24 protein-coding genes are annotated in these 23,394 nt (G+C 62.8%); 17 read left to right on the top strand and 7 right to left on the bottom strand.

What is annotated here, in order from left to right; all coding sequences use genetic code 11:
- Positions 1-126 precede the first annotated feature (126 nt).
- The 4 genes from AC07XM_RS10480 to AC07XM_RS10465 are packed head-to-tail and all read left to right on the top strand — an operon-like array spanning position 127 to position 3,071.
- Entirely contained in the window at positions 127-792 is a 666-nt protein-coding gene (locus AC07XM_RS10480; RefSeq protein ID WP_016489707.1) for an amino acid ABC transporter permease, read from the top strand.
- On the top strand, positions 773-1,432 hold the full coding sequence (locus tag AC07XM_RS10475) for an amino acid ABC transporter permease (RefSeq protein WP_102689963.1): 660 nt from the start codon (positions 773-775) through the stop codon (positions 1,430-1,432). The genes AC07XM_RS10480 and AC07XM_RS10475 overlap by 20 nt, the downstream gene beginning before the upstream one ends.
- Positions 1,429-2,202, top strand: a complete 774-nt coding sequence (locus tag AC07XM_RS10470) for an amino acid ABC transporter ATP-binding protein (RefSeq protein ID WP_016489705.1) — start codon at positions 1,429-1,431, stop codon at positions 2,200-2,202. Before AC07XM_RS10475 ends, AC07XM_RS10470 begins: the two co-directional genes overlap by 4 nt.
- Complete coding sequence (locus tag AC07XM_RS10465; RefSeq protein WP_016489704.1) at positions 2,199-3,071, top strand: transporter substrate-binding domain-containing protein; 873 nt, start codon at positions 2,199-2,201, stop codon at positions 3,069-3,071. The genes AC07XM_RS10470 and AC07XM_RS10465 overlap by 4 nt, the downstream gene beginning before the upstream one ends.
- 34 nt (positions 3,072-3,105) lie before the next feature.
- Here AC07XM_RS10465 and AC07XM_RS10460 read toward each other — a convergent pair whose 3' ends face one another.
- Positions 3,106-5,469: a penicillin acylase family protein gene (locus AC07XM_RS10460; protein WP_102689962.1), complete on the bottom strand. Its 2,364-nt coding sequence runs from the start codon at positions 5,467-5,469 to the stop codon at positions 3,106-3,108.
- A gap of 87 nt (positions 5,470-5,556) precedes the next feature.
- Here AC07XM_RS10460 and AC07XM_RS10455 point away from each other — a divergent pair, with 87 nt between their 5' ends.
- Positions 5,557-6,123, top strand: coding sequence for a sugar O-acetyltransferase (locus AC07XM_RS10455; RefSeq protein ID WP_102689961.1), 567 nt, complete (start codon positions 5,557-5,559; stop codon positions 6,121-6,123).
- Here the strand turns inward: AC07XM_RS10455 and AC07XM_RS10450 are convergent.
- Complete coding sequence (locus AC07XM_RS10450) at positions 6,102-6,671, bottom strand: DUF6436 domain-containing protein (protein ID WP_102689960.1); 570 nt, start codon at positions 6,669-6,671, stop codon at positions 6,102-6,104. The genes AC07XM_RS10455 and AC07XM_RS10450 overlap by 22 nt on opposite strands.
- A gap of 229 nt (positions 6,672-6,900) precedes the next feature.
- Here AC07XM_RS10450 and bipL point away from each other — a divergent pair, with 229 nt between their 5' ends.
- Positions 6,901-7,827, top strand: a complete 927-nt coding sequence (gene bipL / locus AC07XM_RS10445; protein ID WP_096426887.1) for a phospholipase BipL — start codon at positions 6,901-6,903, stop codon at positions 7,825-7,827.
- Here bipL and AC07XM_RS10440 read toward each other — a convergent pair whose 3' ends face one another.
- Entirely contained in the window at positions 7,828-8,580 is a 753-nt protein-coding gene (locus AC07XM_RS10440; RefSeq protein WP_016489699.1) for a DUF2059 domain-containing protein, read from the bottom strand. It abuts the gene before it with no gap.
- A 113-nt stretch (positions 8,581-8,693) separates the two neighbouring features.
- Between AC07XM_RS10440 and AC07XM_RS10435 the strand changes: the two genes are divergently transcribed.
- Positions 8,694-9,326: a 2OG-Fe(II) oxygenase gene (locus tag AC07XM_RS10435; protein WP_024718090.1), complete on the top strand. Its 633-nt coding sequence runs from the start codon at positions 8,694-8,696 to the stop codon at positions 9,324-9,326.
- The gene (locus AC07XM_RS10430) at positions 9,313-9,804 is read left to right on the top strand and encodes a 2-thiouracil desulfurase family protein (protein ID WP_023047250.1); all 492 of its coding nucleotides are present in this window, start codon (positions 9,313-9,315) and stop codon (positions 9,802-9,804) included. Before AC07XM_RS10435 ends, AC07XM_RS10430 begins: the two co-directional genes overlap by 14 nt.
- A gap of 50 nt (positions 9,805-9,854) precedes the next feature.
- On the opposite strand, the gene AC07XM_RS10425 is transcribed toward AC07XM_RS10430, so the two are convergent.
- Positions 9,855-10,343 carry a transporter substrate-binding domain-containing protein gene (locus AC07XM_RS10425; protein WP_095116189.1) on the bottom strand — a complete coding sequence of 163 codons (489 nt, stop codon included), beginning with the start codon at positions 10,341-10,343 and terminating at the stop codon, positions 9,855-9,857.
- Between the two features lie 223 nt (positions 10,344-10,566).
- Between AC07XM_RS10425 and AC07XM_RS10420 the strand changes: the two genes are divergently transcribed.
- The gene (locus tag AC07XM_RS10420; protein ID WP_016489695.1) at positions 10,567-11,043 is read left to right on the top strand and encodes a DUF4399 domain-containing protein; all 477 of its coding nucleotides are present in this window, start codon (positions 10,567-10,569) and stop codon (positions 11,041-11,043) included.
- Between the two features lie 49 nt (positions 11,044-11,092).
- Here AC07XM_RS10420 and serA read toward each other — a convergent pair whose 3' ends face one another.
- Positions 11,093-12,322 carry a phosphoglycerate dehydrogenase gene (gene serA / locus AC07XM_RS10415; protein ID WP_016489694.1) on the bottom strand — a complete coding sequence of 410 codons (1,230 nt, stop codon included), beginning with the start codon at positions 12,320-12,322 and terminating at the stop codon, positions 11,093-11,095.
- A gap of 171 nt (positions 12,323-12,493) precedes the next feature.
- Here serA and AC07XM_RS10410 point away from each other — a divergent pair, with 171 nt between their 5' ends.
- The 4 genes from AC07XM_RS10410 to AC07XM_RS10395 all read left to right on the top strand — a co-directional run bounded on the left by AC07XM_RS10410 (position 12,494) and on the right by AC07XM_RS10395 (position 16,675).
- A complete protein-coding gene (locus tag AC07XM_RS10410) occupies positions 12,494-13,891 on the top strand; it encodes an FAD-binding oxidoreductase (RefSeq protein ID WP_060516811.1) in 1,398 nt (465 codons plus the stop codon).
- Between the two features lie 25 nt (positions 13,892-13,916).
- Positions 13,917-14,582: a fumarylacetoacetate hydrolase family protein gene (locus AC07XM_RS10405; RefSeq protein WP_023047248.1), complete on the top strand. Its 666-nt coding sequence runs from the start codon at positions 13,917-13,919 to the stop codon at positions 14,580-14,582.
- A 180-nt stretch (positions 14,583-14,762) separates the two neighbouring features.
- Positions 14,763-15,683 (top strand): SdiA-regulated domain-containing protein, encoded by a 921-nt coding sequence (locus AC07XM_RS10400; protein WP_102689959.1) that lies wholly within the window; start codon positions 14,763-14,765, stop codon positions 15,681-15,683.
- An 89-nt stretch (positions 15,684-15,772) separates the two neighbouring features.
- On the top strand, positions 15,773-16,675 hold the full coding sequence (locus AC07XM_RS10395; RefSeq protein ID WP_102689958.1) for an SdiA-regulated domain-containing protein: 903 nt from the start codon (positions 15,773-15,775) through the stop codon (positions 16,673-16,675).
- Between the two features lie 115 nt (positions 16,676-16,790).
- Here AC07XM_RS10395 and rpiA read toward each other — a convergent pair whose 3' ends face one another.
- The gene (gene rpiA / locus AC07XM_RS10390; RefSeq protein WP_016489689.1) at positions 16,791-17,465 is read right to left on the bottom strand and encodes a ribose-5-phosphate isomerase RpiA; all 675 of its coding nucleotides are present in this window, start codon (positions 17,463-17,465) and stop codon (positions 16,791-16,793) included.
- A gap of 134 nt (positions 17,466-17,599) precedes the next feature.
- Between rpiA and ilvA the strand changes: the two genes are divergently transcribed.
- Both ilvA and AC07XM_RS10380 read left to right on the top strand, forming a co-directional pair.
- The gene (ilvA, locus tag AC07XM_RS10385) at positions 17,600-19,114 is read left to right on the top strand and encodes a threonine ammonia-lyase, biosynthetic (protein ID WP_023047246.1); all 1,515 of its coding nucleotides are present in this window, start codon (positions 17,600-17,602) and stop codon (positions 19,112-19,114) included.
- 38 nt (positions 19,115-19,152) lie between these two features.
- Positions 19,153-19,578 (top strand): DUF2269 domain-containing protein, encoded by a 426-nt coding sequence (locus tag AC07XM_RS10380; RefSeq protein ID WP_016489687.1) that lies wholly within the window; start codon positions 19,153-19,155, stop codon positions 19,576-19,578.
- Between the two features lie 129 nt (positions 19,579-19,707).
- Here the strand turns inward: AC07XM_RS10380 and AC07XM_RS10375 are convergent, their stop codons facing one another.
- Entirely contained in the window at positions 19,708-20,364 is a 657-nt protein-coding gene (locus AC07XM_RS10375; RefSeq protein ID WP_016489686.1) for a histidinol-phosphatase, read from the bottom strand.
- A 141-nt stretch (positions 20,365-20,505) separates the two neighbouring features.
- On the opposite strand from AC07XM_RS10375, the gene AC07XM_RS10370 reads away from it, so the two are divergent.
- Together AC07XM_RS10370 and ptsP are read left to right on the top strand one after the other, a co-directional pair.
- A complete protein-coding gene (locus AC07XM_RS10370; protein ID WP_003249017.1) occupies positions 20,506-20,985 on the top strand; it encodes an RNA pyrophosphohydrolase in 480 nt (159 codons plus the stop codon).
- Between the two features lie 22 nt (positions 20,986-21,007).
- Positions 21,008-23,287 carry a phosphoenolpyruvate--protein phosphotransferase gene (ptsP, locus tag AC07XM_RS10365; protein ID WP_016489684.1) on the top strand — a complete coding sequence of 760 codons (2,280 nt, stop codon included), beginning with the start codon at positions 21,008-21,010 and terminating at the stop codon, positions 23,285-23,287.
- The last annotated feature ends 107 nt before the right edge of the window (positions 23,288-23,394 follow it).

Here is a 23,394-nt window from a genome sequence, read left to right as displayed (position 1 = left end):
CAGGATGTATGCCCGGTGAAAAATGCTTGGTGATATGCATATGCAATAAAGGTATTTATTAAAAATTTTTTAGATCATTAGAGTCTAGCAATCGTGCCCCGCGCACCCTGCAGACTTGCTCTACCCATGACCCTCGACACCGCATTCATCCTCAGCACGTTACCCGCCTTCCTCAAGGCCGTGGGCGTGACCTTGCAGGTAGGCCTGATCGCCATTGCCACCTCGCTACTGGTCGCCCTGGTCAATGCCACGCTGCTGGTACTACGCACCCCCTACCTGTGGCGACTGGTCAAAGCCTACGTGGAGCTGGCGCGCAACACGCCGCTGCTGATCCAGCTGTTCTTCGTCTACTTCGCCTTGCCGAGCCTGGGGCTGAAAATTTCCGGTTTCAGCGCAGCGATCATCACCATGACCTTCATGGGCGGTGCCTATCTCACCGAGGTGTTGCGGGCCGGCATCGAGGCCGTGCCGCGCGCCCAGCTCGAATCCGGGCGCTCCATCGGCCTGTCCGAGGGCCAGTTGCTGCGCCATGTGGTGCTGCCCCAGGCCACTATCCTCAGCTTGCCGGCGCTGTTCGCCAATTTCATCTTCCTGCTCAAGGAAACCACCGTGGTGTCGGCGGTGGCCGTGCCGGAAATCCTCTACACCACCAAGAACTACATCGCGCTGTACTACAAGACCTACGAAATGCTCACCGTGCTGACCTTGCTCTGCGTGCTGCTGTTCCTGCCGCTGTCGTTGCTGCTGCGCTACGTGGAAAGGAGGCTGCAACATGGCCAGTTCGGCATCTGAACTGTTGCTGCAGGCGTTGCCGCAGCTGGCTGGCGGCGCCGCGCAGACCTTGGCCATCTCGGCGCTGGGCATCCTGTTCGCAACGCTGGGTGGCGTGCTGTACGGCGTGCTGGCAACCGTGGGCAACAGTGCCCTGAACATCGTCTTGCAGGTGTACCTGGAGCTGTTCCGCGCCATCCCGGTGCTGGTCTGGCTGTACCTGGTGTTCTTTGGCCTGCCGATCTTCTTTGCCCTGAGCATCCCCAGCTTCTGGTGCGCCGTGCTGGTTTTGGCCCTGTGGGGCGCCAGCGAGGTGGGCGAGGTAGTGCGCGGTGCATTGGCATCGCTGCCACGTGGCCAGCGCGAGGCCGGGCTGTCGATCGGCCTGGCCGGCTGGCAGCTGTATGGCTACGTGTTGCTGCCCCAGGCACTCAAGCGCATGACCCCGCCGACCATCAACATCTACACGCGGATCATCAAGACCAGCTCGCTGGCGGTGCTGATCGGCGTGGTCGAGGTGATCAAGGCCGGCCAGCAGATCATCGAACGCACCTACGAATCGGTGCTGATCTACGGCGCCTTGTTCCTGTTCTTCTTCATCATCTGTTATCCGCTGTCCGCCGCTTCGCGCGTGCTGGAACGCCGCTGGGCACACTCATGAGCGCATTGATCGAATTCCAGGGTTTCAACAAGTTTTTTGCCGAGCACCAGGTGCTCAAGGACGTCGACCTCAAGGTGGCGGCCGGCGAAGTGGTGGTCATCCTCGGCCCCAGCGGTTGCGGCAAGAGCACGCTGCTGCGCTGCCTGAACGGCCTGGAGCAGGCCCACAGTGGCCACCTGCGGCTGGGCGGGCTCGAGCTGCTTGACCCGCGCACCGACTGGCGCCACGTCCGTCAGCGGGTGGGCATGGTGTTCCAGAGCTATCACCTGTTCGGCCACATGAGCGTGATCGACAACCTGCTGCTTGGCCCGCTCAAGGTACAAAAACGCGAACGCGCCGAGGCGCAGGCCCAGGCCGAGGCGCTGCTGGCGCGGGTCGGCCTGCTGGACAAACGCGACGCCTTCCCCCGGCAATTGTCCGGCGGCCAGCAACAGCGCATCGCCATCGTGCGCTCACTGTGCATGAACCCCGAGGTGATGCTGTTCGACGAGGTTACCGCCGCCCTCGACCCGGAAATGGTCAAGGAGGTGCTGCAAGTGATCCAGGGCCTGGCCCGCGACGGCATGACCTTGCTCATCGTTACCCACGAAATGGCCTTCGCTCGCGCGGTGGCCGACCGCATCGTGTTCATGGAGGCCGGCAGGATCCTTGAACAAGGCGACCCCGAGAGCTTCTTCACCAAACCGCAGACCGCACGCGCGCAGCAGTTCCTGGAGAAATTCTCCTTCGTAGAAAGCCTGCCAAAGACACTGCACAAGGAACTGTCATGAAAACTGCCAACCTCACCAAACTGCTGGCGCCGTTGTTCGGCCTGGCCCTGCTCGCCGGTTGCAACAAGGCCGAAGAACCGCCCAAGCCGGCAGCGGCGTCGCCAGCCACCAGCTACCTGGAAACCATCAAGGCCCGCGACAAGCTGATTGTCGGGGTGTTCACCGACAAACCGCCGTTTGGCTTCGTCGATGAAAAAGGCCGCTATGTGGGCTTTGACACTGACATCGGCCGGCGCCTGGCCAAGGACCTGCTGGGTGATGAAAACAAGGTCGAGTTCGTTGCCGTGGAACCGGCCAGCCGTATTCCGTTCCTGCAGAGCGACAAGGTCGATCTGATCCTCGCCAACATGACCGTCACCCCGGAGCGCAAGGAAGCGGTGGACTTCACCAACCCCAACCTGCGCGTTGCCGTGCAGGCCATCGTTGCAGATGGCAGCCCGGTGCAGAAGCTTGACGACCTGGCCGACAAAACCATCATCGTCACCACCGGCACCACGGCCGACATCTGGCTGACCAAGCACCACCCTGAGTGGAAACTGCTCAAGTTCGAGAAGAACAGCGAGTCGCTGCAAGCCCTGGCCACTGGCCGTGGCGATGCCTATGCCCAGGACAACCTGATCCTGTTCAGCTGGGCCAAGCAGAACCCGGGCTACCGCGTGCTGCCGCAGCTGCTGGGTGACGAAGCGCCGATTGCGCCAGCGGTCAAGAAGGGCAACACCGAGCTGCGTGACTGGGTGAATGCCGAGCTGGCCAAGCTGGGGGAAGAGAAGTTTCTGCTGAAACTGTATGACCAGTATGTGCGCAAGGAACTGAGCGATGACACCAAGCCGGAAAGCGTGATTGTCGAAGGGGGCAAGTGGCAGGGCTGACCATGTAATTGGGGCCGCTTTGCGGCCCCATCGATCACCCACCCGGTACCAGCCTCAGGGTACTCTGCGCCGGAATCACCCCCATCTGCGCCCGCTCATACTGCCCCTGCACATACCCCTTGGCCTGGTCTGCATAATGCCTGTCGAACGGCACGCCACTCTGCCCGACCGGGTTGATGGTCAGTGCCTGCCCGGCATCGGCAAAGTCGATCAGCCGCCGCGTCGACGGCCCATAGGTCACCGGCCATGGCGCCGGGCCGATCTTCGCCGAGAGGTTGTTGGGCACTTCATGGGTACCGGGTGCGGCGAACGGCCCGACGTTGAACAGCAGGTTCAGCGGCTTCTTTACCCCCAGCGGGTGGTTGTGGGTCAGGGTATGCGCCTTGCCCCATTGCCAGCGGGCCGGGTCGCTGCCCAGGGCGTCACGCAAGTGCTTCAAGCTGCTCTGCCAAGCCGTGCGCACGACTGCGGTACGGTCGGTACGCTGGTTGCCACCGCGGGTGTTCCACCAGGGTGAGTCGGCATCCGCGGCCAGGCGTGGCAAGGCAGCGTCGATGGCGCGGGTGCTGATCAGTACCGGGAACCACGTGTCGCCCAGTTCGTCATGCAGGGCCGCGAATGCCAGTTCGTAGAGGAACTGGTTGAACAACGTGGCGCTGGTCGAGTCCAGCGGGTAGTCGCCGCGCCAGGCAGCCAGCTGCTCGACCAGCTCCTTTTCTTCGTCACCTTCGGCCACCGCGCGCAGCGTTGCCAGCAGCGGTGCAAGGGTGCGTGGACCGTGATCGCTGGCCGTGTCCAGCTGCAGTGCCTGGCTGTTCTGCGTATCCCATTTCACATCAGGGTTGGCCAGCTGTCGGTCGAGTTGGCGGCCACGGTCGGGCAGGTTGTAGTAACCCGGTATCGACACCGCTGCCGGTGGCTGGTAGTTGGCCGAGACGATATAGCCGCGGGCCGGGTTTTCCTGCTGCGGGTTAACGTTGAAAGGGTAGAAACCGAGCTTGTCGGCCTGCGCGCTGGCACCGTCGAGGATGAATGCCGGGTCGACGCCGTCGGGTCGGATTGGCAGCTTTGCCGCCGCCCACCAACCGATATCGCCACCCGCATTGGCCCAGACAAAGTTAAGCCCCGGCGCGTGAACCTTGGCAGCGGCATCGCGCATCTTGCCCAGGGTATCGGCACGGTTGAGCTGGTAGAAACCTTCGAGGATCGGGTTTTCGGTTTCCAGAAACGCCCACCACATGGCGATTGGCGTTGACCCGGCCGTGGCGCCCAGCACGTCGTTGACGATCGGGCCATGGGGCGAGCGGCGCAGGCTGAGGGTCACCGGCGCTTCGCCTTTCACCGCGATCTGCTGTTCGGTCTTTTGCAACGCCTGCCATTTGCCGTCGACCATGACCTGGTTGGGGTCGGCAGGGTTGGTGCGCTCGGCGATCAGGTCGAGGTCGTCGTTCTGGAACATGGTCAGGCTCCAGCCGAAGTCGCGGTTATGGCCCAGCAAGGCGAACGGGTTGAGCGCCTGGAAGTAGCCATACAGGTTGAAGCCGGGTGCTGACAGTTCGGCCTCGTACCACACCGCGGGCACCGCGAAGCCGATATGCGGGTCGCCGGCCAGCAGCGGCTTGCCACTGCGGGTATGGCTGCCGGCCACTGCCCAGGCGTTGCTGCCTTCGAACTGCGGGATACCGGCCTCGCCCAGTGCGTCATGGCTGAGCCGGGCGAGGGCCTCCAGGCTTTGCCAATCGGCAGCGGCCAGTGGTGTGCCGAGGGCGCCTTCGGGCTGCCAACCGAGGTCGAAGATGTTCAGGTATTCAGGCCCCAGCTGGTCGCGGATGTAGGTCAGTGCGGGCTCGGTGCGAAACGCGGCCGCGAAGCTGTAGGCCAGGTAACCGGCGATGCTCAGAGTGTCTTCGGCGGTGAACGGACGCGGCGTGATGCCGAGCAGGTCGAACTCCATGGGCTTGGGATGGCTGGCCTGCCAGCTGTTGACCCCGTCGAGGTAGGCTTGCAGGGCCTGCCAGGCAGGTGACTGCGGGTCCTGACGGCTGGCCATCAGGGCGGCCTGCTCGCGAATGCGCAGGCTGCGGAACAGGGTGTCGGTGGGTAGCAGCTTGTCGCCAAGCACCTCGGCCAGTTCGCCACGGGCCAGGCGCCGCATTATCTCCATCTGGAACAGCCGGTCCTGGGCATGCACATAGCCCAGGGCGCGATACAGGTCTGGCTCGCTCTGCGCTTGCAGGTGCGGCACGCCGCGGGCGTCGTAGCGCACGCTGACCGGCGCTTGCAGGCCGGCCATGGCCACCTCGCCCTCGCGCTGTGGCAGTTTGCCCTGCACGTACCAGTAACCGACGCCAGCGGCTACGGCCACAACCACGGCCAACAGGGTCAGGCTGCGCTTCATGCAGACTCCTTGTGCGTTCAAGCAGAAAATGTGGTCCGATCATCGGTGGATTCGCGAACAGAGCATAGCCCCCAGGAAGGAGTTTCCATGTCCCTCAGCGAAAAACAGAAAATGCTCACAGGCCAGCTCTACCACGCTGGCTGCCCTGAGCTGCAAGCCGAGCAGATCGCCAACAAGCACTGGATGCACCGTTACAACAGCAGTGTCGAATTGCTCAACGAGGCACGTCATGGGTTGCTGGTGGAGCACTTTGCCCACATTGGCGAAGGCACGGTGATCCGCCCGCCGTTCTATTGCGACTATGGCTACAACATCAGTATTGGCCGCAATACCTTCATGAACTTCAACTGCGTGATCCTCGATGTGGTGCCGGTGCGTATCGGCGATGACTGCCAGATCGGCCCCAACGTGCAGATCTACGCCGCCGACCATCCGCTCGACCCCGAAGTGCGGCGCAGCGGGCTGGAGAGCGGGCGGCCGGTGACCATTGGCAACAACGTGTGGATCGGCGGCGCGGCGATCATCCTGCCGGGGGTGACCATTGGCGACAATGCCGTGGTGGGTGCCGGTAGTGTGGTGACCCGGGATGTGCCGGCGGGTGCGACGGTGGTGGGTAACCCGGCGCGGGTGCGTCAGCCCGCCCAGGGGCAGTAGCAGCCCACTGCCAGTGTATTGGAGGCGCTGACCTGGCGGCCGTCGAGCAGGGCCTTGAGCATTGGCTCGACGAAACTGTTGCTGGCATTGCACACCGCACCCTCGCTGTAGGGGCCGAAGTAGGCCAGGCGGCCTTGTCGGTCCCAGATGGCCACGGCCGGGGAGGCGGGCAGGTGCTCGCTGCCGGGCAGGTTGGCGGTGGGCTTCAGGGCGGTGAGGTTGGCGGGCAGTTGGCCGTGGCTGCCGGGCTTTTGCAGCACGTGGAAGGTAACGCCGCGGCCTGCGAACTGGCTGACCAGGTCGCCCAGGTGCTGCTGGTTGCCGACATTGCACGGGCACGCGGGGTCCCAGAAATGCACCACACGAACCGGGCCGGGGCCGGCCAGCTCGGCCGGTAGTTGCAGCTGGCTGCCATCGAACAGCGTGGCCTGGTTGTCGAATGGGCGCAGGTAGCGGGCCTGAAAGGTGGTGTAGGCCTGCCAGAGTATGACGGCGCTGACCAATAAGGCGATTACCGTGCACAGCGGTTTGATGATTCGGCTATTCATGACGACTCGGTGACCCTTTGTGGGGGCGGGCTTGTCCCGCGAAGCAGGCGACGCGGTGGATGGCACCGGCGTTGCCGGTGTTCGCGGGACAAGCCCGCTCCCACAGTGATCGCGCCAGCTTTCAGGCTTTGTGCAAGACAGTGGTTGTTCAAAGGTGAGCAAGCTTGCCATGACGCCGGCCAGAGCTGAAGATTCCAGATCAATACTTGCATCAATGTGGATGTGCTCGATGCCCGCTGCTTTTCACCCCGACCTCCTGCGCACCCACCTGGCGCCGTTGGCCGCTCGCCAGCCGTTAACGACCGAGGCGCAGGGCTACCAGCGCTTCTACGGCCTGAACCTGCCGGTACACAGCTGGCTGGGCGGTTTCCAGGCGGCGGGCTTCGACCTGGTCGGGCAGGCCTGGTTGCCCGACCAGCCCACCGCGACGCTGTTCTTGCTGCACGGCTACTACGACCACATGGGCCTCTACCGGCATGTGATCGAGTGGGCACTCAAGCAGGGTTTTGCCGTGATCAGCTGCGACCTGCCCGGCCACGGCCTGTCCAGTGGTGAGCGGGCCAGCATCAGTGATTTCGCAGTGTACCAGCAGGTGCTGGACGCCCTGTTCGAACAGGCGCGCCTGCTGCAACTGCCGCGCCTTTGGCACCTGTGCGGGCAGAGCACGGGCGGCGCCATTGCCGTGGACCACCTGCTGCACCAGGGCGCACGCAGCCCGATCAATGGCCAGGTCATCCTGTTGGCACCGCTGGTGCGGCCGTGCTCCTGGCGTTGGTCGAAGTTCAGCTATCGGGTGCTGCGGCATTTCGTCAACGGCATCGAACGACGCTTCAGCGAGAACACCAACGACCCGGCCTTCCTGCCGTTCCTGGAAGCCGACCCGCTGCAACCGCGCCGCTTGCCAACCGCCTGGGTGGGTGCACTGATCGCCTGGGTCAAACGCATCGAGGCCGCGCCACGCAGCACGCGGCAGCCGTTGATCGTGCAGGGGGAGGCCGATGGTACGGTGGACTGGCCTTACAACCTCGCGGTGCTCAAGGCCAAGTTTGCCGAGCCGCAGATCCTGATGTTGCCCGAAGCCCGTCACCACTTGGCCAACGAGCTACCGGGCATCCGCCAGCGCTACTTCGACTTCATCGACCAGCGTCTGGGCTGATCATTGCAGGTCGTTGGCGCTCTGGCCAACCGCCAGGCCAGCGCGGACAGCGGCCAACGCCGCCTGGTAGTAGGCCTTGCCGTCCGGCGACTCGGCAAAGGTGGCGAACGCTTCCAGCTCGGCATCGGACAAGTCGCGGTAGACGTACAGCAGCGTGTTGTTGAGGTCTTCGCCAATCTGCCCCATCAGCCGTTGGCGCTGGCCGTCTAGCAGGCCCTGGGCCTGGCCGCCGCCGAACAGGCCGGGGATCATCGAACTGAGGCTATCGGCCGCCACACCGGCGATGGCCAGGCTCACTTCGGCGCCGGCTTCACGCGCTGGCAGGGCCTGGGCCAGGTGGCCGATGACCAGCAGGCGGTCGTCGCTGGCCTGGATCTTCGGCAGGCCCTTGGCGTTCTTGGCCAGCTCGTCCTTGCGGGTGGCCTTGAGTTCGGCTGCTACCACCTTGCGCCCTAGCGGTGACTGGAAGAACGCCAGGGCCGGAGCCGGGTTGGCCAAGGTGGCGCGCAGCTTTGCCTGGGCGCGGCGGTCCACCGCCTGGGCCTGGAAGCGCTGGTTGCTGTTGTTGACCAGCGCCTGGTAAACGGCGGGTGGCAAACTGTTGCGGTAGCGTTCCTGGGCGGCGCTCAGGGCATCGTTGAAGTGGGCGCGCTGGTCGGGCCAGCCGGCGGCCTTGTACAGTTGATCCAGGTTGTCTGCCCAGACAGGCACGGTGCAGATCATCAGCAGAATCAGGGAAAACAGACGGCGCATTCAGGACTCCTGTCGGCAGGTGGCTATTGTCCTTGGCCCGGCGCCGGTTTGTCGAGATATCAGCGTGTTTCTCGGCCAAGTGGCGCTGTGCGCCGACAGGGCGAATGGATATGATGCGCGCCATGCACATATCCCCTGAACACCCGATGCTTGCGGCCGTCGTCGACGATCTGGCCACCCATGGCTGGTCCCAGCAGGCACTCTTTCTGCCTGCCGAACTGGTGCGCGCGCTGGCAGCCGAGTGCCGTCGCCGTGATGCCGAGGGCGAGCTCAACCCGGCGGGGGTGGGGCGCGGTGCTACCCAGGAGGTGCGCGAAGCCATTCGCGGTGACCAGATCCAGTGGATCGACCCCGGGCAGGCAGAATCCTGCGACCAGTACCTGACGGCCATGGACCAGTTGCGTCTGGCAATCAATCAGGGCCTGTTCCTGGGCCTGGAAGACTTTGAGTGCCATTTTGCCCTGTACCCTCCGGGCGCCTTCTATCGCCGGCACCTGGACCGCTTTCGCGACGATGACCGGCGCATGGTGTCGGCTGTGTTGTACCTGAATGAAGGCTGGCAGCCGCAGGACGGTGGCCAGTTGCGCATGTTCCTGGCCGGCGACGTAGAGCATGACGTGGAGCCTGTGGCGGGCTGCCTGGTGGTGTTCCTGTCGGGTGAAGTGCCTCACGAAGTGCTGCCGGCCGGGCGTGAGCGGTTGTCGTTGACCGGTTGGTTCAGGCGCCGTGGCAATGACCTGTTCTGACCTGCCCAAAGTGCTGGTCAGCGCCTGTCTGCTCGGCCAGCCGGTACGCTATGACGGCCGGGCCAGCGGGCATCCGGACCTGTTGCAGCAGTGGCAGGCCGAAGGGCGCGTTGTACCGTTGTGCCCGGAGGTAGCCGGTGGCTTGCCCACCCCGCGCCCGCCAGCGGAGATCCCGGGCGGACAGGGCGGTGCAGTACTCGACGGCAGCACGCAGGTGCTGACGGTGACGGGCGAAGATGTAACTGCCGAGTTTGTGGCCGGGGCGCAACTGGCGCTGGCACTGGTGCGCCGGCATGGCATTGGCGTGGCGGTGCTGAAGGCGGGTAGCCCTTCGTGTGGTAACCGGTTGACCTATGACGGCACGTTCAGTGGTGTGAAAGTGGCGGGGGAAGGGGTGACCACGGCGCTGTTGCGGCGGGCTGGGGTGCAGGTGTTCAGCGAGCTGGAGCTGGAACAGGCGCAGCGGGCTTTGGGGTAAACCTGTACCGACCTCTTCGCAGCACAAGGCCGGTACAGGCAATACAAATCTTATTGCCCGGCTGCAGTCTCCTGCACACCCTTGAACCACTTCTGCTCAAGCTCGGCCGTGCGGCCACTGTCTTTCAAGCGCTGCAGCGCATTGTTCACGGCACTTTCGAACGCCGGGTTGTCCTTCTGAAACGGGATCACCAGTTTCTTGTCGCCAAATGGCAGGCTCACATCCAGCGGGCCGTCGCCTTTGGGCGCATTACTCGATGGGGTAAGTGCGATGTCATATTTGCCACTCTCGACACCGCTCATTACTTCTTCGGCCGGGGTTTCGACAAACTCGGCGCGCAAGTCCAGTTCCCTGGCCAGGTCCTGGCCAAATTCGATGTCGAAACCGGTCAGGTGGTCATCTTGTTTGAAGGCGTACGGCGAGTTGTCGGCCTGTACGGCAATACGCAGTTCGCCCCGGTCGGCGATTTCGTCGATCAGCTCCGCCTGGGCCAATGGACTGATCAGTACTGCCAGCAGTACCCCTATGGTCGAACGCATGATTGCCCCTTTTCTTTTAACTGATGAAAAACCTTCGCCACGGCTTTCTTCCTCGCCGTGATCGAGCGCAGCCTATGACCTTGAAGCCTCGGCATTGTTTAACCCTGACTGAAATATTTCTGTCAGGCAATGTGAACACCTTGCCGATTATTTCAACTAAGGTGAACTACCGTCGTCGGCAGATGAATGGCGGCGGTCAATAAGTGAATCACAGGAGAAGTGAATGAACAGCCTATTTTCGCGCGCTGCCGTTGCCGGTCTGCTGATGGGAGTGTCGGTTTTCGCCGGTGCTGCTGACGCCCTGAAGAGCCAGGAGCCGCCCAAGGATGCCAAGGTCTTCATCGTTTCCCCCGCCGATGGTGCCACGGTCGACAAGACCTTCACCGTCAAGTTCGGCATCGAGGGTATGGCGCTCAAGCCAGCGGGTGACCAGACCCCTCACAGCGGCCACCACCACCTGCTGGTGGACGTGGATAAAGAACCCGTCGCCGATATGCCGCTGCCGACCAGCCTGATGCCAGAGGCCGGCACCGCACTGCCGGCGGGCCCGCAGGTGCTGCACTTCGGCAAGGCGCAGACCGAAACCAGCATCACCCTGACGCCGGGTAAGCACACCCTGCAACTGATCCTGGGTGACCAGTACCACGTGCCGTTCAAGCCAAGCGTCGAATCGAAGAAGATCACTGTTGAAGTGAAATAAAAAAAAGGGAGGCCACAATGGCCTCCCTTTTTTCATGCTGCAAGCAAACTTAGAACAGGACGCGGGAACGGATGGTGCCCTTGACCTGTTGCAGTTTCTCTTGCGCCAGGTCCGAGTACTCGGCGTCGACATCGATCACCACGTAACCGACTTTCTCGTTGGTCTGCAGGAACTGACCGGAGATGTTGATGCCGTTCTCGGCGAAGACCTTGTTGATCTCGCTGAGCACGCCCGGGATGTTTTCGTGGATGTGGAGCAGGCGGTGCTTGCCAGGGTGGGCAGGCAGGGCCACTTCCGGGAAGTTGACCGAGGACACCGAGGTACCGTTGTCGCTGTACTTGACCAGCTTCTCGGCCACTTCGAGGCCGATGTTGGCCTGGGCTTCGGCAGTGGAGCCGCCGATGTGCGGGGTCAGGATCACGTTGTCCAGGCCGCGCAGCGGGCTTTCGAACTCTTCGTCGTTGGAGCGTGGCTCGACCGGGAACACGTCGATGGCGGCGCCGATCAGGTGCTTGTCCTTGATGGCGGCGGCCAGGTGGTCCAGCTCGACCACGGTGCCACGGGCGGCGTTGATCAGGATCGCGCCCTTCTTCATCGCGCGGATTTCCTTCTCGCCGATCATCCACTGGGTGGATGGCAGCTCAGGCACGTGCAGCGAGACGATGTCGGCCAGGCCCAGCAGCTCGTTCAGGCTGGTGACCTGCACGGCGTTGCCCAGTGGCAGCTTGGTCAGTGGGTCGTAGAAGTACACCTGCATGCCCAGGTTCTCGGCCAGTACCGACAGCTGGGTCCCGATCGAGCCGTAGCCGACGATGCCCAGTTTTTTGCCGCGGATTTCGAACGAGTTGGCCGCGCTCTTGATCCAGCCGCCACGGTGGCAGGAAGCGTTCTTCTCAGGGATGCCGCGCAGCAGCAGGATGGCCTCGGCCAGTACCAGCTCGGCCACCGAACGGGTGTTGGAGTACGGTGCGTTGAACACGGCGATACCGCGCTCGCGGGCAGCTTCCAGGTCGACCTGGTTGGTGCCGATGCAGAAGCAGCCAACAGCGACCAGTTTCTTGGCGCAGTCGAAGATCTCTTCGGTGAGCTGGGTGCGCGAACGGATGCCGATAAAGTGGGCATCGGCGATCTTTTCCTTCAGCTCGGCTTCCGGCAACGAACCAGTGAGGTATTCGATGTTGGTGTAGCCGGCGGCCTTGAGGGTATCGACCGCGTTCTGGTGCACACCTTCAAGAAGAAGGAACCGGATCTTGCTCTTGTCGAGAGAAGTCTTGCTCATCTGCGTAAACCTGTATCCCGGAGAAAAAATGGCGAGGGGTGATGCCAGGCGCGAGGGCAGCCTTAGCATGAACAGCGGGAGGGCTATGCTAGCATACGCGACACAATCTGAGCTTATCCCGACAGGTGAAGAGTGCTCAGGGTGACTATGAATAAGTCGAGAGTTCCAGCGATGACCCACCCCGCTGTAATTGATGAACTGATGACCCTTGTCGACCCTGGCAAGGTCCTGACCGACGCGGCTTCCCTCGAAGCGTATGGCAAGGATTGGACCAAGCATTACCCCCCGGCGCCCAGCGCCATCGTCTTCCCCAAGACAGTAGAACAGGTGCAGGCCATTGTGCGCTGGGCCAATGCGCGCAAGGTGGCCCTGGTGCCATCGGGCGGGCGCACCGGGCTTTCTGCCGGGGCCGTGGCGGCCAATGGCGAGGTTGTCGTTTCCTTCGACTACATGAACCAGATTCTCGGCTTCAATGCCTTCGACCGCACCGTGGTCTGCCAGCCGGGGGTAATCACCCGGCAGCTGCAAACCTACGCCGAAGAGCAGGGCCTGTATTACCCGGTGGACTTCGCTTCCAGCGGCTCCAGCCAGATTGGCGGCAACATCGGCACCAACGCTGGCGGCATCAAGGTGATTCGCTACGGCATGACCCGCAACTGGGTGGCCGGGCTGAAAGTGGTTACCGGCAAGGGCGAGTTGCTGGAGCTGAACAAAGACCTGATCAAGAACGCCACCGGCTATGACCTGCGTCAGCTGTTCATTGGCGCCGAAGGCACGCTGGGCTTCGTGGTCGAGGCCACCCTGCGCCTGGACCGTACCCCGCGCAACCTCACTGCCATGGTGCTTGGCACACCGGACTTCGACTCGATCATGCCGGTGCTGCACGCCTTCCAGGGGAAGCTGGACCTCACAGCCTTCGAGTTCTTCTCCGACAAGGGCCTGGCCAAGATCCTCGCGCGCGGCGATGTACCCGCCCCGTTCGCGACCGACTGCCCGTTCTATGCACTTCTGGAGTTCGAAGCCAGCACTGAAGAAGTCGCCAACGAAGCGTTGGCCACCTTCGAGCATTGCGTCGAGCAGGGCTGGGTGCTGGACGGGGTGATGAGCCAGAGCGACACCCAGCTTAAAAACTTGTGGAAGCTGCGCGAGTACCTGTCGGAAACCATCTCGCACTGGACACCCTACAAGAACGACATTTCCGTCACCGTGTCGAAAGTGCCCGCGTTCCTGCGTGATATCGACGCCATCGTCGCGGAGCACTACCCGGATTACGAAGTCGTGTGGTACGGCCACATCGGCGATGGCAACCTGCACCTGAACATCCTCAAGCCCGAACACATGAGCAAGGACGACTTCTTTGCCTCATGCACCAAGGTCAACAAATGGGTGTTCGATATCGTCAAGCGCTACAACGGCTCGATCTCCGCCGAGCACGGCGTGGGCATGACCAAGCGCGACTACCTGGGCTACAGCCGCTCGCCGGAAGAAATCGCCTGCATGAAGGCAATAAAGGCCGTCTTCGACCCTAACGGCATCATGAATCCGGGTAAGATCTTCGCACCTGAATAAAAAGCAGTACCCAGAGGAGTCGGCCATGAGTTACCAGCACCAGTACGTAGACGGCACGCGCATTCACTTCCCGCTGGGCAAGGTGGTGTGCATCGGCCGTAACTATGCCGAGCATGCCAAGGAACTGGACAACCCGATCCCCACCGAGCCGCTGCTGTTCATCAAGCCGGGCAGTTGCGTGGTGCCGACCGAGGGCGGCTTCAAGATCCCGGCCGACCGGGGTTCGGTGCACTATGAGGCCGAAATTGCCGTGTTGCTGGGCAAGCCGCTGTCGACCCACCCGAGCGAGGAAGAGGTGCTGGACGCCATTTCCGGTTATGCCCCGGCGCTGGACCTGACCCTGCGCGACGTGCAGGCCAAGCTGAAAGAGAAGGGCCTGCCGTGGGAGCTGGCCAAGTGTTTTGACGGCGCCTGCGTACTGCCGCCGTTCGTCTCTGCTGCCAGCTTCGAAGACGTCACCGACATCCCGGTCCGCCTGACCGTCAACGGCGAAGTGCGACAGGATGGCAACAGCGCGATGATGCTGAACCCGATCGTGCCGATGATCCAGTACATGGCGGCGCATTTCTCGCTGCAGGCCGGGGATGTGATCCTCACCGGTACACCGGCGGGTGTGGGACCGTTCAATGTTGGTGACGAGCTGGTGCTGGAGCTGCCGGGCGTGAGCCGCTTCGAAAGCCGGGTGCTTTAACTCGAAGCCGCGTCGCCCTCTTCGCGGGTAAACCGCCCCCACAGGTATTGCACAGGCCTTGAATACTGTGCTGAACCTGTGGGAGCGGGTTTACCCGCGAAGAGGCCGGCCCTGTTTACCCTTTTTTCACACCCTATCCGGATAATGCGCTGACCTACGCCCATTCCCCAGGAAGCCCGCATGCCATCACCCTCCAGCGCCCCGGTAACTCCCAAGCGTCGCTTCTACCGGCGCTGGCCTTTCGGCCTTGCCGTGGCGGCGGTGATCGGCTATGGCGTCGCAGTGGCGATGCACTGGGATGACCGCGGCGCGCTGTGGGTGAAAGAGCGCTTCGAAAGCACCGGCGAGCGCAGCGAAAGCGTGTGGTTGCCAGACTATCAGGTCGACATCGATGCCAAACCGTTACCAGGCATGGACGATGACGAAGCCTCGGACGTGGCCTTCAACCCGCATACCCGCACCCTGTTCGCGGTCATGGGCAAGAACCCGATCCTGGCCGAGCTGAGCCTGGAGGGCGATGTACTGCGCAAGATCCCCCTCAACGGCTGGAACAACCCGGAAGGCGTTGCGGTGCTGGAAGACGGCAATCTGGCCATCACCGACGAGCGCCTGCATGACCTGACCGTGGTCAAGGTGGACGCGCAGACCACCGCGCTGAACCACGACGACTTTCAGAGCCACGACCTGGGCCCGTCGGTGAAGAGCAACAAGGGCTTCGAGGCGGTCGCCTGGGACCCGCTGCGTCAGCGCCTGATCATCGGCGAGGAGCGCCCGCCCAAGCTGTACACCTGGAACACCGATGGCCGCAGCCCGCTCAAGGGCGAGAAGCAGCCGTTACCCAGCGAGGAACTCGACCTGCGTAACCTGTCTGCACTGGCGGTCGACCCGCGCACTGGTCACCTGCTGGTGCTCTCGGCCGATTCCAACATGCTGCTGGAGCTGGACGAGCAAGGCCAGCAGGTCAGCTTCATGACCTTGCTGGGAGGCTTCAACGGCCTTGAAGACACCATTCCAAGGGCTGAAGGGGTGGCCATGGATGACAAGGGAAACCTGTATATGGTCAGCGAGCCGGCTTTGTTCTATCGCTTCAGAAAGAACTGACCCCAACATCCGATGTTTCTGATGCTGGCATTAAGCTTTGTTTCAGTTGTACATGGTTAGATTCGCCACCCCCATGTCGAGTCTGCCCCATGCGTCATCTTGTTCGCCTGTTTCTTGTCCTGGTCGTTATCGGTCTGCTCCTGCTCGGCTGGGCCGGGCAGGAATTTCGCCTGTTCGAGCGGGGCTGGTTCAACCTCAAGTCGTGGTGGCAGCCCGCCGAGCAGAGCATCGGCCTTGACCGCTACCGTGTGGTGGTGGAGGCGCAGCCGGTCGAGGGGCTGGATGATGATATTTCGGCGCTGACCTACGACCCGGACCGAAAAACCCTGTTCACCGTCACCAACGCCCGCTCGGAGCTGATCGAGCTGTCGCTGGACGGCCGTATCCTGCGTCGCATACCGCTGACGGGGTTCGGCGACCCAGAGGCGGTGGAGTATGTCGGGCCCAACAGCTATGTCATCACCGACGAGCGTCAACAACGGTTGATTCGTGTACGGCTGGAAGACGACACGATGTTCCTCGACGCCGGTGATGCCGAACAGCTCAGCCTGGGCATCGGCCTGAATGGCAACAAAGGGTTTGAGGGGCTGGCTTACGATTCGGCGGGCAAGCGGCTGTTCGTGGCAAAGGAACGCGACCCGATGCTGATCTATGAGGTTCATGGCTTTCCCCATGACAACCCGGAAAAGCCTTACGCCGTGCATGTGGTGCAAGACCGCAAGCGTGATTCACGGCTGTTTGTGCGGGACTTGTCGAGCTTGCAGTTCGATGAGCGCAGTGGGCATTTGCTGGCGCTTTCGGATGAGTCACGGCTGGTGCTGGAGCTGGATCTGGAAGGCGTGCCCTTGAGTACCTTGTCGTTGCGCAAGGGCTTTCAGGGGTTGCAGGCGACGGTGCCGCAGGCGGAGGGGATTGCAATGGACGAGGCGGGGACCATCTATCTGGTCAGTGAGCCTAACCTGTTCTATGTGTTCAAGCAGCCGGCGGAGTGAGCAGGTGGGGCTGCTTTGCAGCCCATTCGCAGCACAAGGCTGCTCCTACAGGAAATCGTGTACCCCTGTAGGTGCAGGCTTGGCTGCGAATCGAGGGCAGAGCCCTCGCCGAAGATTACTCGGCCTTCAGGCTCTTGACGCCTTCAGGGGTACCCAGCAGCAGCAAGTCTGCCGGCCGCGCCGCGAACAGGCCATTGGTCACCACGCCAACGATGGCATTGATTTGCGCTTCCAGCTCCACCGGGTTGGTGATCTGCAGGTTGTGCACATCGAGGATCACGTTGCCGTTGTCGGTGACCACGCCTTCGCGGTACACCGGGTCGCCGCCCAGCTTGACCAATTGACGGGCCACATGGCTGCGCGCCATCGGGATCACTTCGACCGGCAGCGGGAATGCGCCCAGTACCGGCACCAGCTTGCTGCCATCGGCGATGCAGATGAAGGTCTTGGCCACAGCGGCGACGATCTTCTCGCGGGTCAGGGCCGCGCCGCCACCCTTGATCAGGTTCAGGTGCGCGTCGCTCTCGTCGGCGCCGTCCACGTAGAATTCCAGCTCGCTGACACTGTTCAGCTCGTAGACCGGGATGCCATGGCCCTTCAGACGCTGGGCAGTGGCTTCGGAGCTGGCGACTGCGCCGTCGAAGGCGGTCTTGTGCTGAGCCAGGGCGTCGATGAAGAAGTTGGCAGTCGAACCGGTACCGACGCCGACGACGCTCTTTTCATCCAGCTTGGGCAGAATGAAGTCGACAGCGGCCTGGGCGACGGCCTGTTTGAGTTGGTCCTGGGTCATGCGGGCTCCGAAAGGGGCAGGGCGGTTTTCAAAGTTGCCTAGTATAACGGCTTGGGCGGCTTTGCTGTGGTCGCCCGACGTAGCGCTGGGGTAGACTCGCAGCCCTTGTCCCGCGGCCCAGTGATGCTTTCCCGATGCTCGAACAGTACGTCAAGAAGATCCTCACCTCGCGCGTCTATGACGTTGCCGTCGAAACCCCGTTGCAGAGCGCCGGGCAGCTGAGCAAGCGCCTGGGCAACCAGATCTTGCTCAAGCGTGAAGACCTGCAGCCGGTGTTCTCGTTCAAGATCCGCGGGGCCTATAACAAGCTGGCGCAGCTGACGGCCGAAGAGCTGGCCCGTGGCGTGGTCACTGCCTCGGCCGGCAATCATGCCCAGGGCCTGGCCCTGGCTGCGCGCGAGATGGGCATCAAGGCCACTATCGTAATGCCTAAAACCACCCCGGAGATCAAGATCGAAGGTGTGCGCTCGCGCGGTGGCAAGGTCGTGCTGCATGGCGACTCGTTCCCCGAGGCGCTGGCCTATTCGCTGAAACTGGTCGAGGAGAAGGGCTTTGTCTATGTTCACCCTTACGACGACCCGCACACCATCGCCGGGCAAGGCACTGTGGCCATGGAAATCCTGCGCCAGCACCCTGGGCAGCTGGACGCCATCTTTGTACCCGTGGGCGGTGGCGGCCTCATTGCTGGCATTGCTGCCTATGTGAAGTACCTGCGCCCGGAAATCAAGGTGATCGGTGTCGAGCCGGACGATTCCAATTGCCTCCAGGCGGCGATGGCTGCCGGTGAGCGTGTGGTGCTGCCTCAGGTTGGGTTATTTGCCGACGGCGTGGCGGTGGCGCAGATCGGCCAGCATACATTCGATATCTGCCGCCACCATGTGGATGAAGTGGTGACGGTCAGCACCGACGAGATCTGCGCGGCTATCAAGGATATCTACGACGATACCCGCTCGATCACCGAGCCTGCCGGCGCCTTGGGCGTGGCGGGTATCAAGAAGTATGTCGAGCTTTATGGCGTGACCGGGCAGACGCTGGTGGCTATCGACTCCGGCGCCAACGTCAACTTCGACCGCCTGCGCCATGTGGCCGAGCGTGCCGAGCTGGGTGAAAAGCGCGAAGCGATCATCGCCGTGACCATCCCGGAGCGCCCGGGCAGCTTCAAGGCCTTCTGCGAGGCGATCGGCAAGCGCCAGATCACCGAATTCAACTACCGCAAGCACACCTCCGACGAGGCGCACATCTTCGTTGGCGTGCAGACCCACCCGGAAAACGACCCACGGGCGGCGCTGGTGCAGCATCTGACCGATCAGGGCTTCCCGGTTACCGACCTGACTGACAACGAACTGGCCAAGCTGCACATTCGCCACATGGTTGGCGGCCATTCGGCCGGTGCCAGCGATGAAATGGTGTTGCGCTTCGAATTCCCCGAGCGGCCGGGGGCGTTGTTCAACTTCCTCAACAAGCTGGGCGGGCGCTGGAATATCTCGATGTTCCATTACCGCAACCATGGCGCGGCTGACGGGCGCGTGGTGGCGGGGCTGCAGGTGCCGGAGGACGAGCGCCACCTGGTGCCGGCAGCGCTGGCCAAGATTGGTTACCCATACTGGGACGAGACCGAGAACCCGGCTTACAAGCTGTTCCTGGGTTGAGCGGCTAAGCTTGGCTTATCGCTCAAGGATGTGAAGACATGGAACACCTGACCACCCTCAAGACCTTGCACATCATCGCCACCGCACTGCTGTTTCTGGGCGCCCTGGGCCTTGCGGTGTGGACGGTGCGCGCCCGTCGACAGGGCGATGCCGAGGCCTATGCCAAACTGCTGCGCCGGCCGCTGGTATTTGTGTGGCTGGTGATGGGCCTGTGCCTGGTGAGCATGCCGTTTACCGGCTGGTGGCTGGTGCACCTGGTGGGTTGGCCGCTGGGGCAGGCCTGGGTGCTGGCGTCCAGCGTCATCTATACCTTCGGCGCGCTGGCCGTGTGGTGGCTGCTGGTGCGGCTGAACCGGCTACGCAAGGCTGAAGTGGTGGGGTTGCGGTTTACCCTGGCGCTGGCGGTGTTCAGCGGGGTCTGCTTCCTGTCCATTGCCGGGCTGATGGGCGCCAAGCCAGTCTGACAGCCTTGGGTTGCCTGTGCCGGCCTCTTCGCGGGTGAACCCGCTCCCACAGGTACGGCGCAGCCCTCAGGCCTGATACGGTCCCTGTGGGAGCGGCTTTAGCCGCGAAGAGGCCAGCACAGGAAAACCTCAATCGCGCAACGAAACCACCGGCCACCCGCGCTTCTCGGCCTCGGCCCGCAGGTTCGGGTCGGGGTCCACCGCCACCGCATGCGTCACCCGCTGCAACAACGGCAAATCGTTCATCGAGTCGCTATAGAAGTAGCTGTCCTCAAGGTCAAAGCCGTTCTCCAGCATCCAGCGCTCCAGCCGCGTCACTTTGCCTTCACGGAAACACGGTATATCGGTACTGCGCCCGGTATAGCGGCCGTCGCGCATCTCGCATTCGGTCGCCAGCAATACTCGCACCCCAAGGCGCCGGGCAATCGGTGCGGTTACAAAACGATTGGTAGCGGTGATGATCACCAGCTGGTCGCCCGCCTCGCGGTGCTGCTGCAGCAAGGCCAGGGCTTTGGGCAGGATGATCGGCTCGATGCAGTCGCGCATGAAGTCGCGGTGCCATTCGTCGAGCTGGGCCACAGGCGTTGCCGCCAGAATCTCCATGGAAAAGGCCAGGTAGGCCTGCAGGTCCAGGGTGCCGTTGAGGTAGTCCTGGTAGAAGCCATCGTTGCGTTGCTTGTAGGCGACCGGGTCGAGAATGCCGCGCTCGCAAAGGTAATCACCCCAGGCATGGTCGCTGTCGCCACCGAGGAGGGTATTGTCCAGGTCGAATAAAGCCAGGCGCATCGCGGTCACTCGCATCAGCCAGAGGGGAGGCCCGCAGAATACGGAGTTTTCACGCTGCTGCACATAAGCTTGGCAGGCGCGTTGCTGCGCTCGCAAGCTTTGTGGAACAATGCGGTGACATGCGTTTGCGAGGTTGCTGCCGTGATCGACCCGGATGGTTTTCGCCCCAATGTCGGGATCATTCTCACGAATGATGCCGGGCAGGTGCTATGGGCTCGACGGATCAACCAGGATGCCTGGCAATTTCCCCAGGGTGGTATCAACCCTGACGAGACGCCGGAAGATGCCCTGTACCGCGAGCTGAACGAAGAAGTTGGCCTTGAACGCGACGATGTGGAAATTCTTGCCTGCACCCGTGGCTGGTTGCGTTATCGTTTACCCCAGCGACTGGTACGTACCCACAGCCAGCCGCTGTGCATCGGCCAGAAGCAGAAGTGGTTCCTGCTAAGGCTGGTCAGCAATGAACAGCGGGTGCGGATGGACCTGACCGGCAAGCCGGAGTTCGACGGCTGGCGCTGGGTGAGCTATTGGTATCCGCTGGGCCAGGTTGTGACATTCAAGCGCGAGGTGTACCGGCGCGCCCTGAAAGAGCTAGCACCGCGTCTGCTGACGCGCGACTGACGACGGAGTTCGACCCCGAGCCATGCTCAATACGCTGCGCAAGATCGTCCAGGAAGTAAACTCCGCCAAAGATCTCAAGTCGGCGTTGGGGATCATCGTCTTGCGCGTCAAGGAGGCCATGGGCAGCCAGGTCTGCTCAGTCTACCTGCTTGACCCCGAAACCAACCGCTTCGTGCTGATGGCCAGCGAAGGCCTGAACAAGCGCTCCATCGGCAAGGTCAGCATGGCCCCCAACGAGGGCCTTGTTGGCCTGGTGGGTACCCGGGAAGAGCCGCTGAACCTGGAAAACGCCGCCGACCACCCGCGTTACCGCTACTTTGCCGAAACCGGTGAAGAAAAATTCGCCTCCTTCCTGGGTGCGCCGATCATTCACCACCGCCGCGTGGTCGGGGTGCTGGTCATCCAGCAAAAGGAGCGCCGCCAGTTCGACGAGGGCGAAGAAGCCTTCCTGGTCACCATGAGCGCCCAGCTCGCCGGGGTAATCGCCCACGCTGAAGCCACTGGGTCGATCCGTGGCCTTGGCCGCCAAGGCAAGGGTATCCAGGAGGCGCGCTTCGTCGGCGTGCCTGGCTCGCCTGGCGCTGCCGTGGGGCGCGCGGTGGTGATGCTGCCGCCAGCCGACCTGGAAGTGGTGCCGGACAAGGCCGTCGATGACATCGACGCTGAACTCAAGCTGTTCCAGAATGCCCTTGAAGGCGTACGTGCTGACATGCGCAAGCTGTCGGCCAAGCTGGCCACCCAGCTACGGCCTGAAGAGCGCGCGTTGTTCGATGTGTACCTGATGATGCTCGAAGATGCAGCCCTGGGCGGCGAGGTGACCGAAGTCATCAAGACCGGCCAGTGGGCGCAGGGCGCCCTGCGCCAGGTGGTCGGCGAGCACGTCAGCCGCTTCGAGCTGATGGACGATGACTACCTGCGTGAGCGGGCCTCCGACGTCAAGGACCTGGGCCGGCGCCTGCTGGCCTACCTGCAGGAAGCCCGCTCGCAGTCGCTGGTGTATGCCGACAACACCATCCTGGTCAGTGAGGAGCTGACACCGGCCATGCTCGGCGAAGTGCCGGAAGGCAAGCTGGTCGGCCTGGTCTCGGTACTGGGTTCGGGCAACTCCCACGTCGCCATCCTCGCCCGCGCGATGGGCATCCCCACGGTGATGGGCCTGGTTGACCTGCCGTACTCCAAGGTCGACGGTATCGAACTGATTGTCGACGGGTACAAGGGCGAGGTGTTCACCAACCCCAGCGAAGTGCTGCGCAAGCAATACAGCGAAGTGGTTGAGGAAGAGCGCCAGCTGGCCCAGGGCCTGGATGCCCTGCGCGAACTGCCATGCGTTACCCCCGACGGCCACCGCATGCCGCTGTGGGTCAACACCGGCTTGCTGGCCGACGTGGCCCGTGCCCAGCAGCGCGGCGCCGAAGGGGTAGGCCTGTACCGCACCGAAGTGCCGTTCATGATCAACCAGCGCTTCCCCAGCGAGAAAGAACAGCTGGCCATCTACCGCGAGCAGTTGGCCGCCTTCCACCCGCTGCCGGTGACCATGCGTACCCTCGATATCGGCGGTGACAAAGCGCTGTCGTACTTCCCGATCAAGGAAGAAAACCCGTTCCTGGGTTGGCGCGGCATCCGCGTCACCCTCGACCACCCGGAAATTTTCCTGGTGCAGACCCGCGCCATGCTCAAGGCCAGCGAGGGCCTGAACAACCTGCGTATCCTGCTGCCAATGATTTCTGGCATCCACGAGCTGGAAGAAGCGCTGCACCTGATCCACCGCGCCTGGGGCGAGGTGCGTGACGAAGGCACCGACGTGCCGATGCCCCCGGTGGGCGTGATGGTGGAAATCCCCGCGGCGGTGTACCAGACCAAGGAGCTGGCACGCCAAGTCGACTTCCTGTCGGTGGGCTCCAACGACCTGACCCAGTACCTGCTGGCGGTGGACCGCAACAACCCACGGGTTGCCGACCTGTACGACTACCTGCATCCGGCGGTGCTGCAAGCGCTGAATACGGTAGTGCGCGACGCTCATGGCGAAGGCAAGCCGGTAAGCATCTGCGGTGAGATGGCGGGTGACCCGGCGGCGGCCATCCTGTTGATGGCGATGGGCTTCGACAGCCTTTCGATGAACGCCACCAACCTGCCGAAGGTGAAGTGGATGTTGCGCCAGGTGAACATGAGCAAGGCCAAGGAGTTGCTGGCCGACGCCTTGAGCCATGACAACCCGCAGGTTATCCACAGCTCGCTGCAGCTGGCCCTGAAGAACCTCGGGTTGGCGCGGATGATCGGGCCAGGGGCCAACAAAACCCTCTGAGCGTTAGGTTGCCTGTTACGGCCTCTTCGCGGGACAAGCCCGCTCCCACAGGGGTTGCGCAGATCCTGAAGACCCCGCGGTAGCTGTGGGAGCGGGCTTGACCCGCG

The sequence above is a fragment of the Pseudomonas sp. GW460-LB5 genome (assembly GCF_059423245.1).
Note: the sequence above shows the minus strand (reverse complement) of the source record. Positions and strands in the feature narration are given on the sequence as shown.

Bases quoted from the DNA above. Each gene is read 5' to 3' on its own strand.
- AC07XM_RS10480 (WP_016489707.1), top strand. From the start codon at position 127: ATGACCCTCGACACCGCATTCATCCTCAGCACGTTACCCGCCTTCCTC.
- AC07XM_RS10475 (WP_102689963.1), top strand. From the start codon at position 773: ATGGCCAGTTCGGCATCTGAACTGTTGCTGCAGGCGTTGCCGCAGCTG.
- AC07XM_RS10470 (WP_016489705.1), top strand. From the start codon at position 1,429: ATGAGCGCATTGATCGAATTCCAGGGTTTCAACAAGTTTTTTGCCGAG.
- AC07XM_RS10465 (WP_016489704.1), top strand. From the start codon at position 2,199: ATGAAAACTGCCAACCTCACCAAACTGCTGGCGCCGTTGTTCGGCCTG.
- AC07XM_RS10460 (WP_102689962.1), bottom strand. From the start codon at position 5,469: ATGAAGCGCAGCCTGACCCTGTTGGCCGTGGTTGTGGCCGTAGCCGCT.
- AC07XM_RS10455 (WP_102689961.1), top strand. From the start codon at position 5,557: ATGTCCCTCAGCGAAAAACAGAAAATGCTCACAGGCCAGCTCTACCAC.
- AC07XM_RS10450 (WP_102689960.1), bottom strand. From the start codon at position 6,671: ATGAATAGCCGAATCATCAAACCGCTGTGCACGGTAATCGCCTTATTG.
- bipL (WP_096426887.1), top strand. From the start codon at position 6,901: ATGCCCGCTGCTTTTCACCCCGACCTCCTGCGCACCCACCTGGCGCCG.
- AC07XM_RS10440 (WP_016489699.1), bottom strand. From the start codon at position 8,580: ATGCGCCGTCTGTTTTCCCTGATTCTGCTGATGATCTGCACCGTGCCT.
- AC07XM_RS10435 (WP_024718090.1), top strand. From the start codon at position 8,694: ATGCGCGCCATGCACATATCCCCTGAACACCCGATGCTTGCGGCCGTC.
- AC07XM_RS10430 (WP_023047250.1), top strand. From the start codon at position 9,313: ATGACCTGTTCTGACCTGCCCAAAGTGCTGGTCAGCGCCTGTCTGCTC.
- AC07XM_RS10425 (WP_095116189.1), bottom strand. From the start codon at position 10,343: ATGCGTTCGACCATAGGGGTACTGCTGGCAGTACTGATCAGTCCATTG.
- AC07XM_RS10420 (WP_016489695.1), top strand. From the start codon at position 10,567: ATGAACAGCCTATTTTCGCGCGCTGCCGTTGCCGGTCTGCTGATGGGA.
- serA (WP_016489694.1), bottom strand. From the start codon at position 12,322: ATGAGCAAGACTTCTCTCGACAAGAGCAAGATCCGGTTCCTTCTTCTT.
- AC07XM_RS10410 (WP_060516811.1), top strand. From the start codon at position 12,494: ATGACCCACCCCGCTGTAATTGATGAACTGATGACCCTTGTCGACCCT.
- AC07XM_RS10405 (WP_023047248.1), top strand. From the start codon at position 13,917: ATGAGTTACCAGCACCAGTACGTAGACGGCACGCGCATTCACTTCCCG.
- AC07XM_RS10400 (WP_102689959.1), top strand. From the start codon at position 14,763: ATGCCATCACCCTCCAGCGCCCCGGTAACTCCCAAGCGTCGCTTCTAC.
- AC07XM_RS10395 (WP_102689958.1), top strand. From the start codon at position 15,773: ATGCGTCATCTTGTTCGCCTGTTTCTTGTCCTGGTCGTTATCGGTCTG.
- rpiA (WP_016489689.1), bottom strand. From the start codon at position 17,465: ATGACCCAGGACCAACTCAAACAGGCCGTCGCCCAGGCCGCTGTCGAC.
- ilvA (WP_023047246.1), top strand. From the start codon at position 17,600: ATGCTCGAACAGTACGTCAAGAAGATCCTCACCTCGCGCGTCTATGAC.
- AC07XM_RS10380 (WP_016489687.1), top strand. From the start codon at position 19,153: ATGGAACACCTGACCACCCTCAAGACCTTGCACATCATCGCCACCGCA.
- AC07XM_RS10375 (WP_016489686.1), bottom strand. From the start codon at position 20,364: ATGCGCCTGGCTTTATTCGACCTGGACAATACCCTCCTCGGTGGCGAC.
- ptsP (WP_016489684.1), top strand. From the start codon at position 21,008: ATGCTCAATACGCTGCGCAAGATCGTCCAGGAAGTAAACTCCGCCAAA.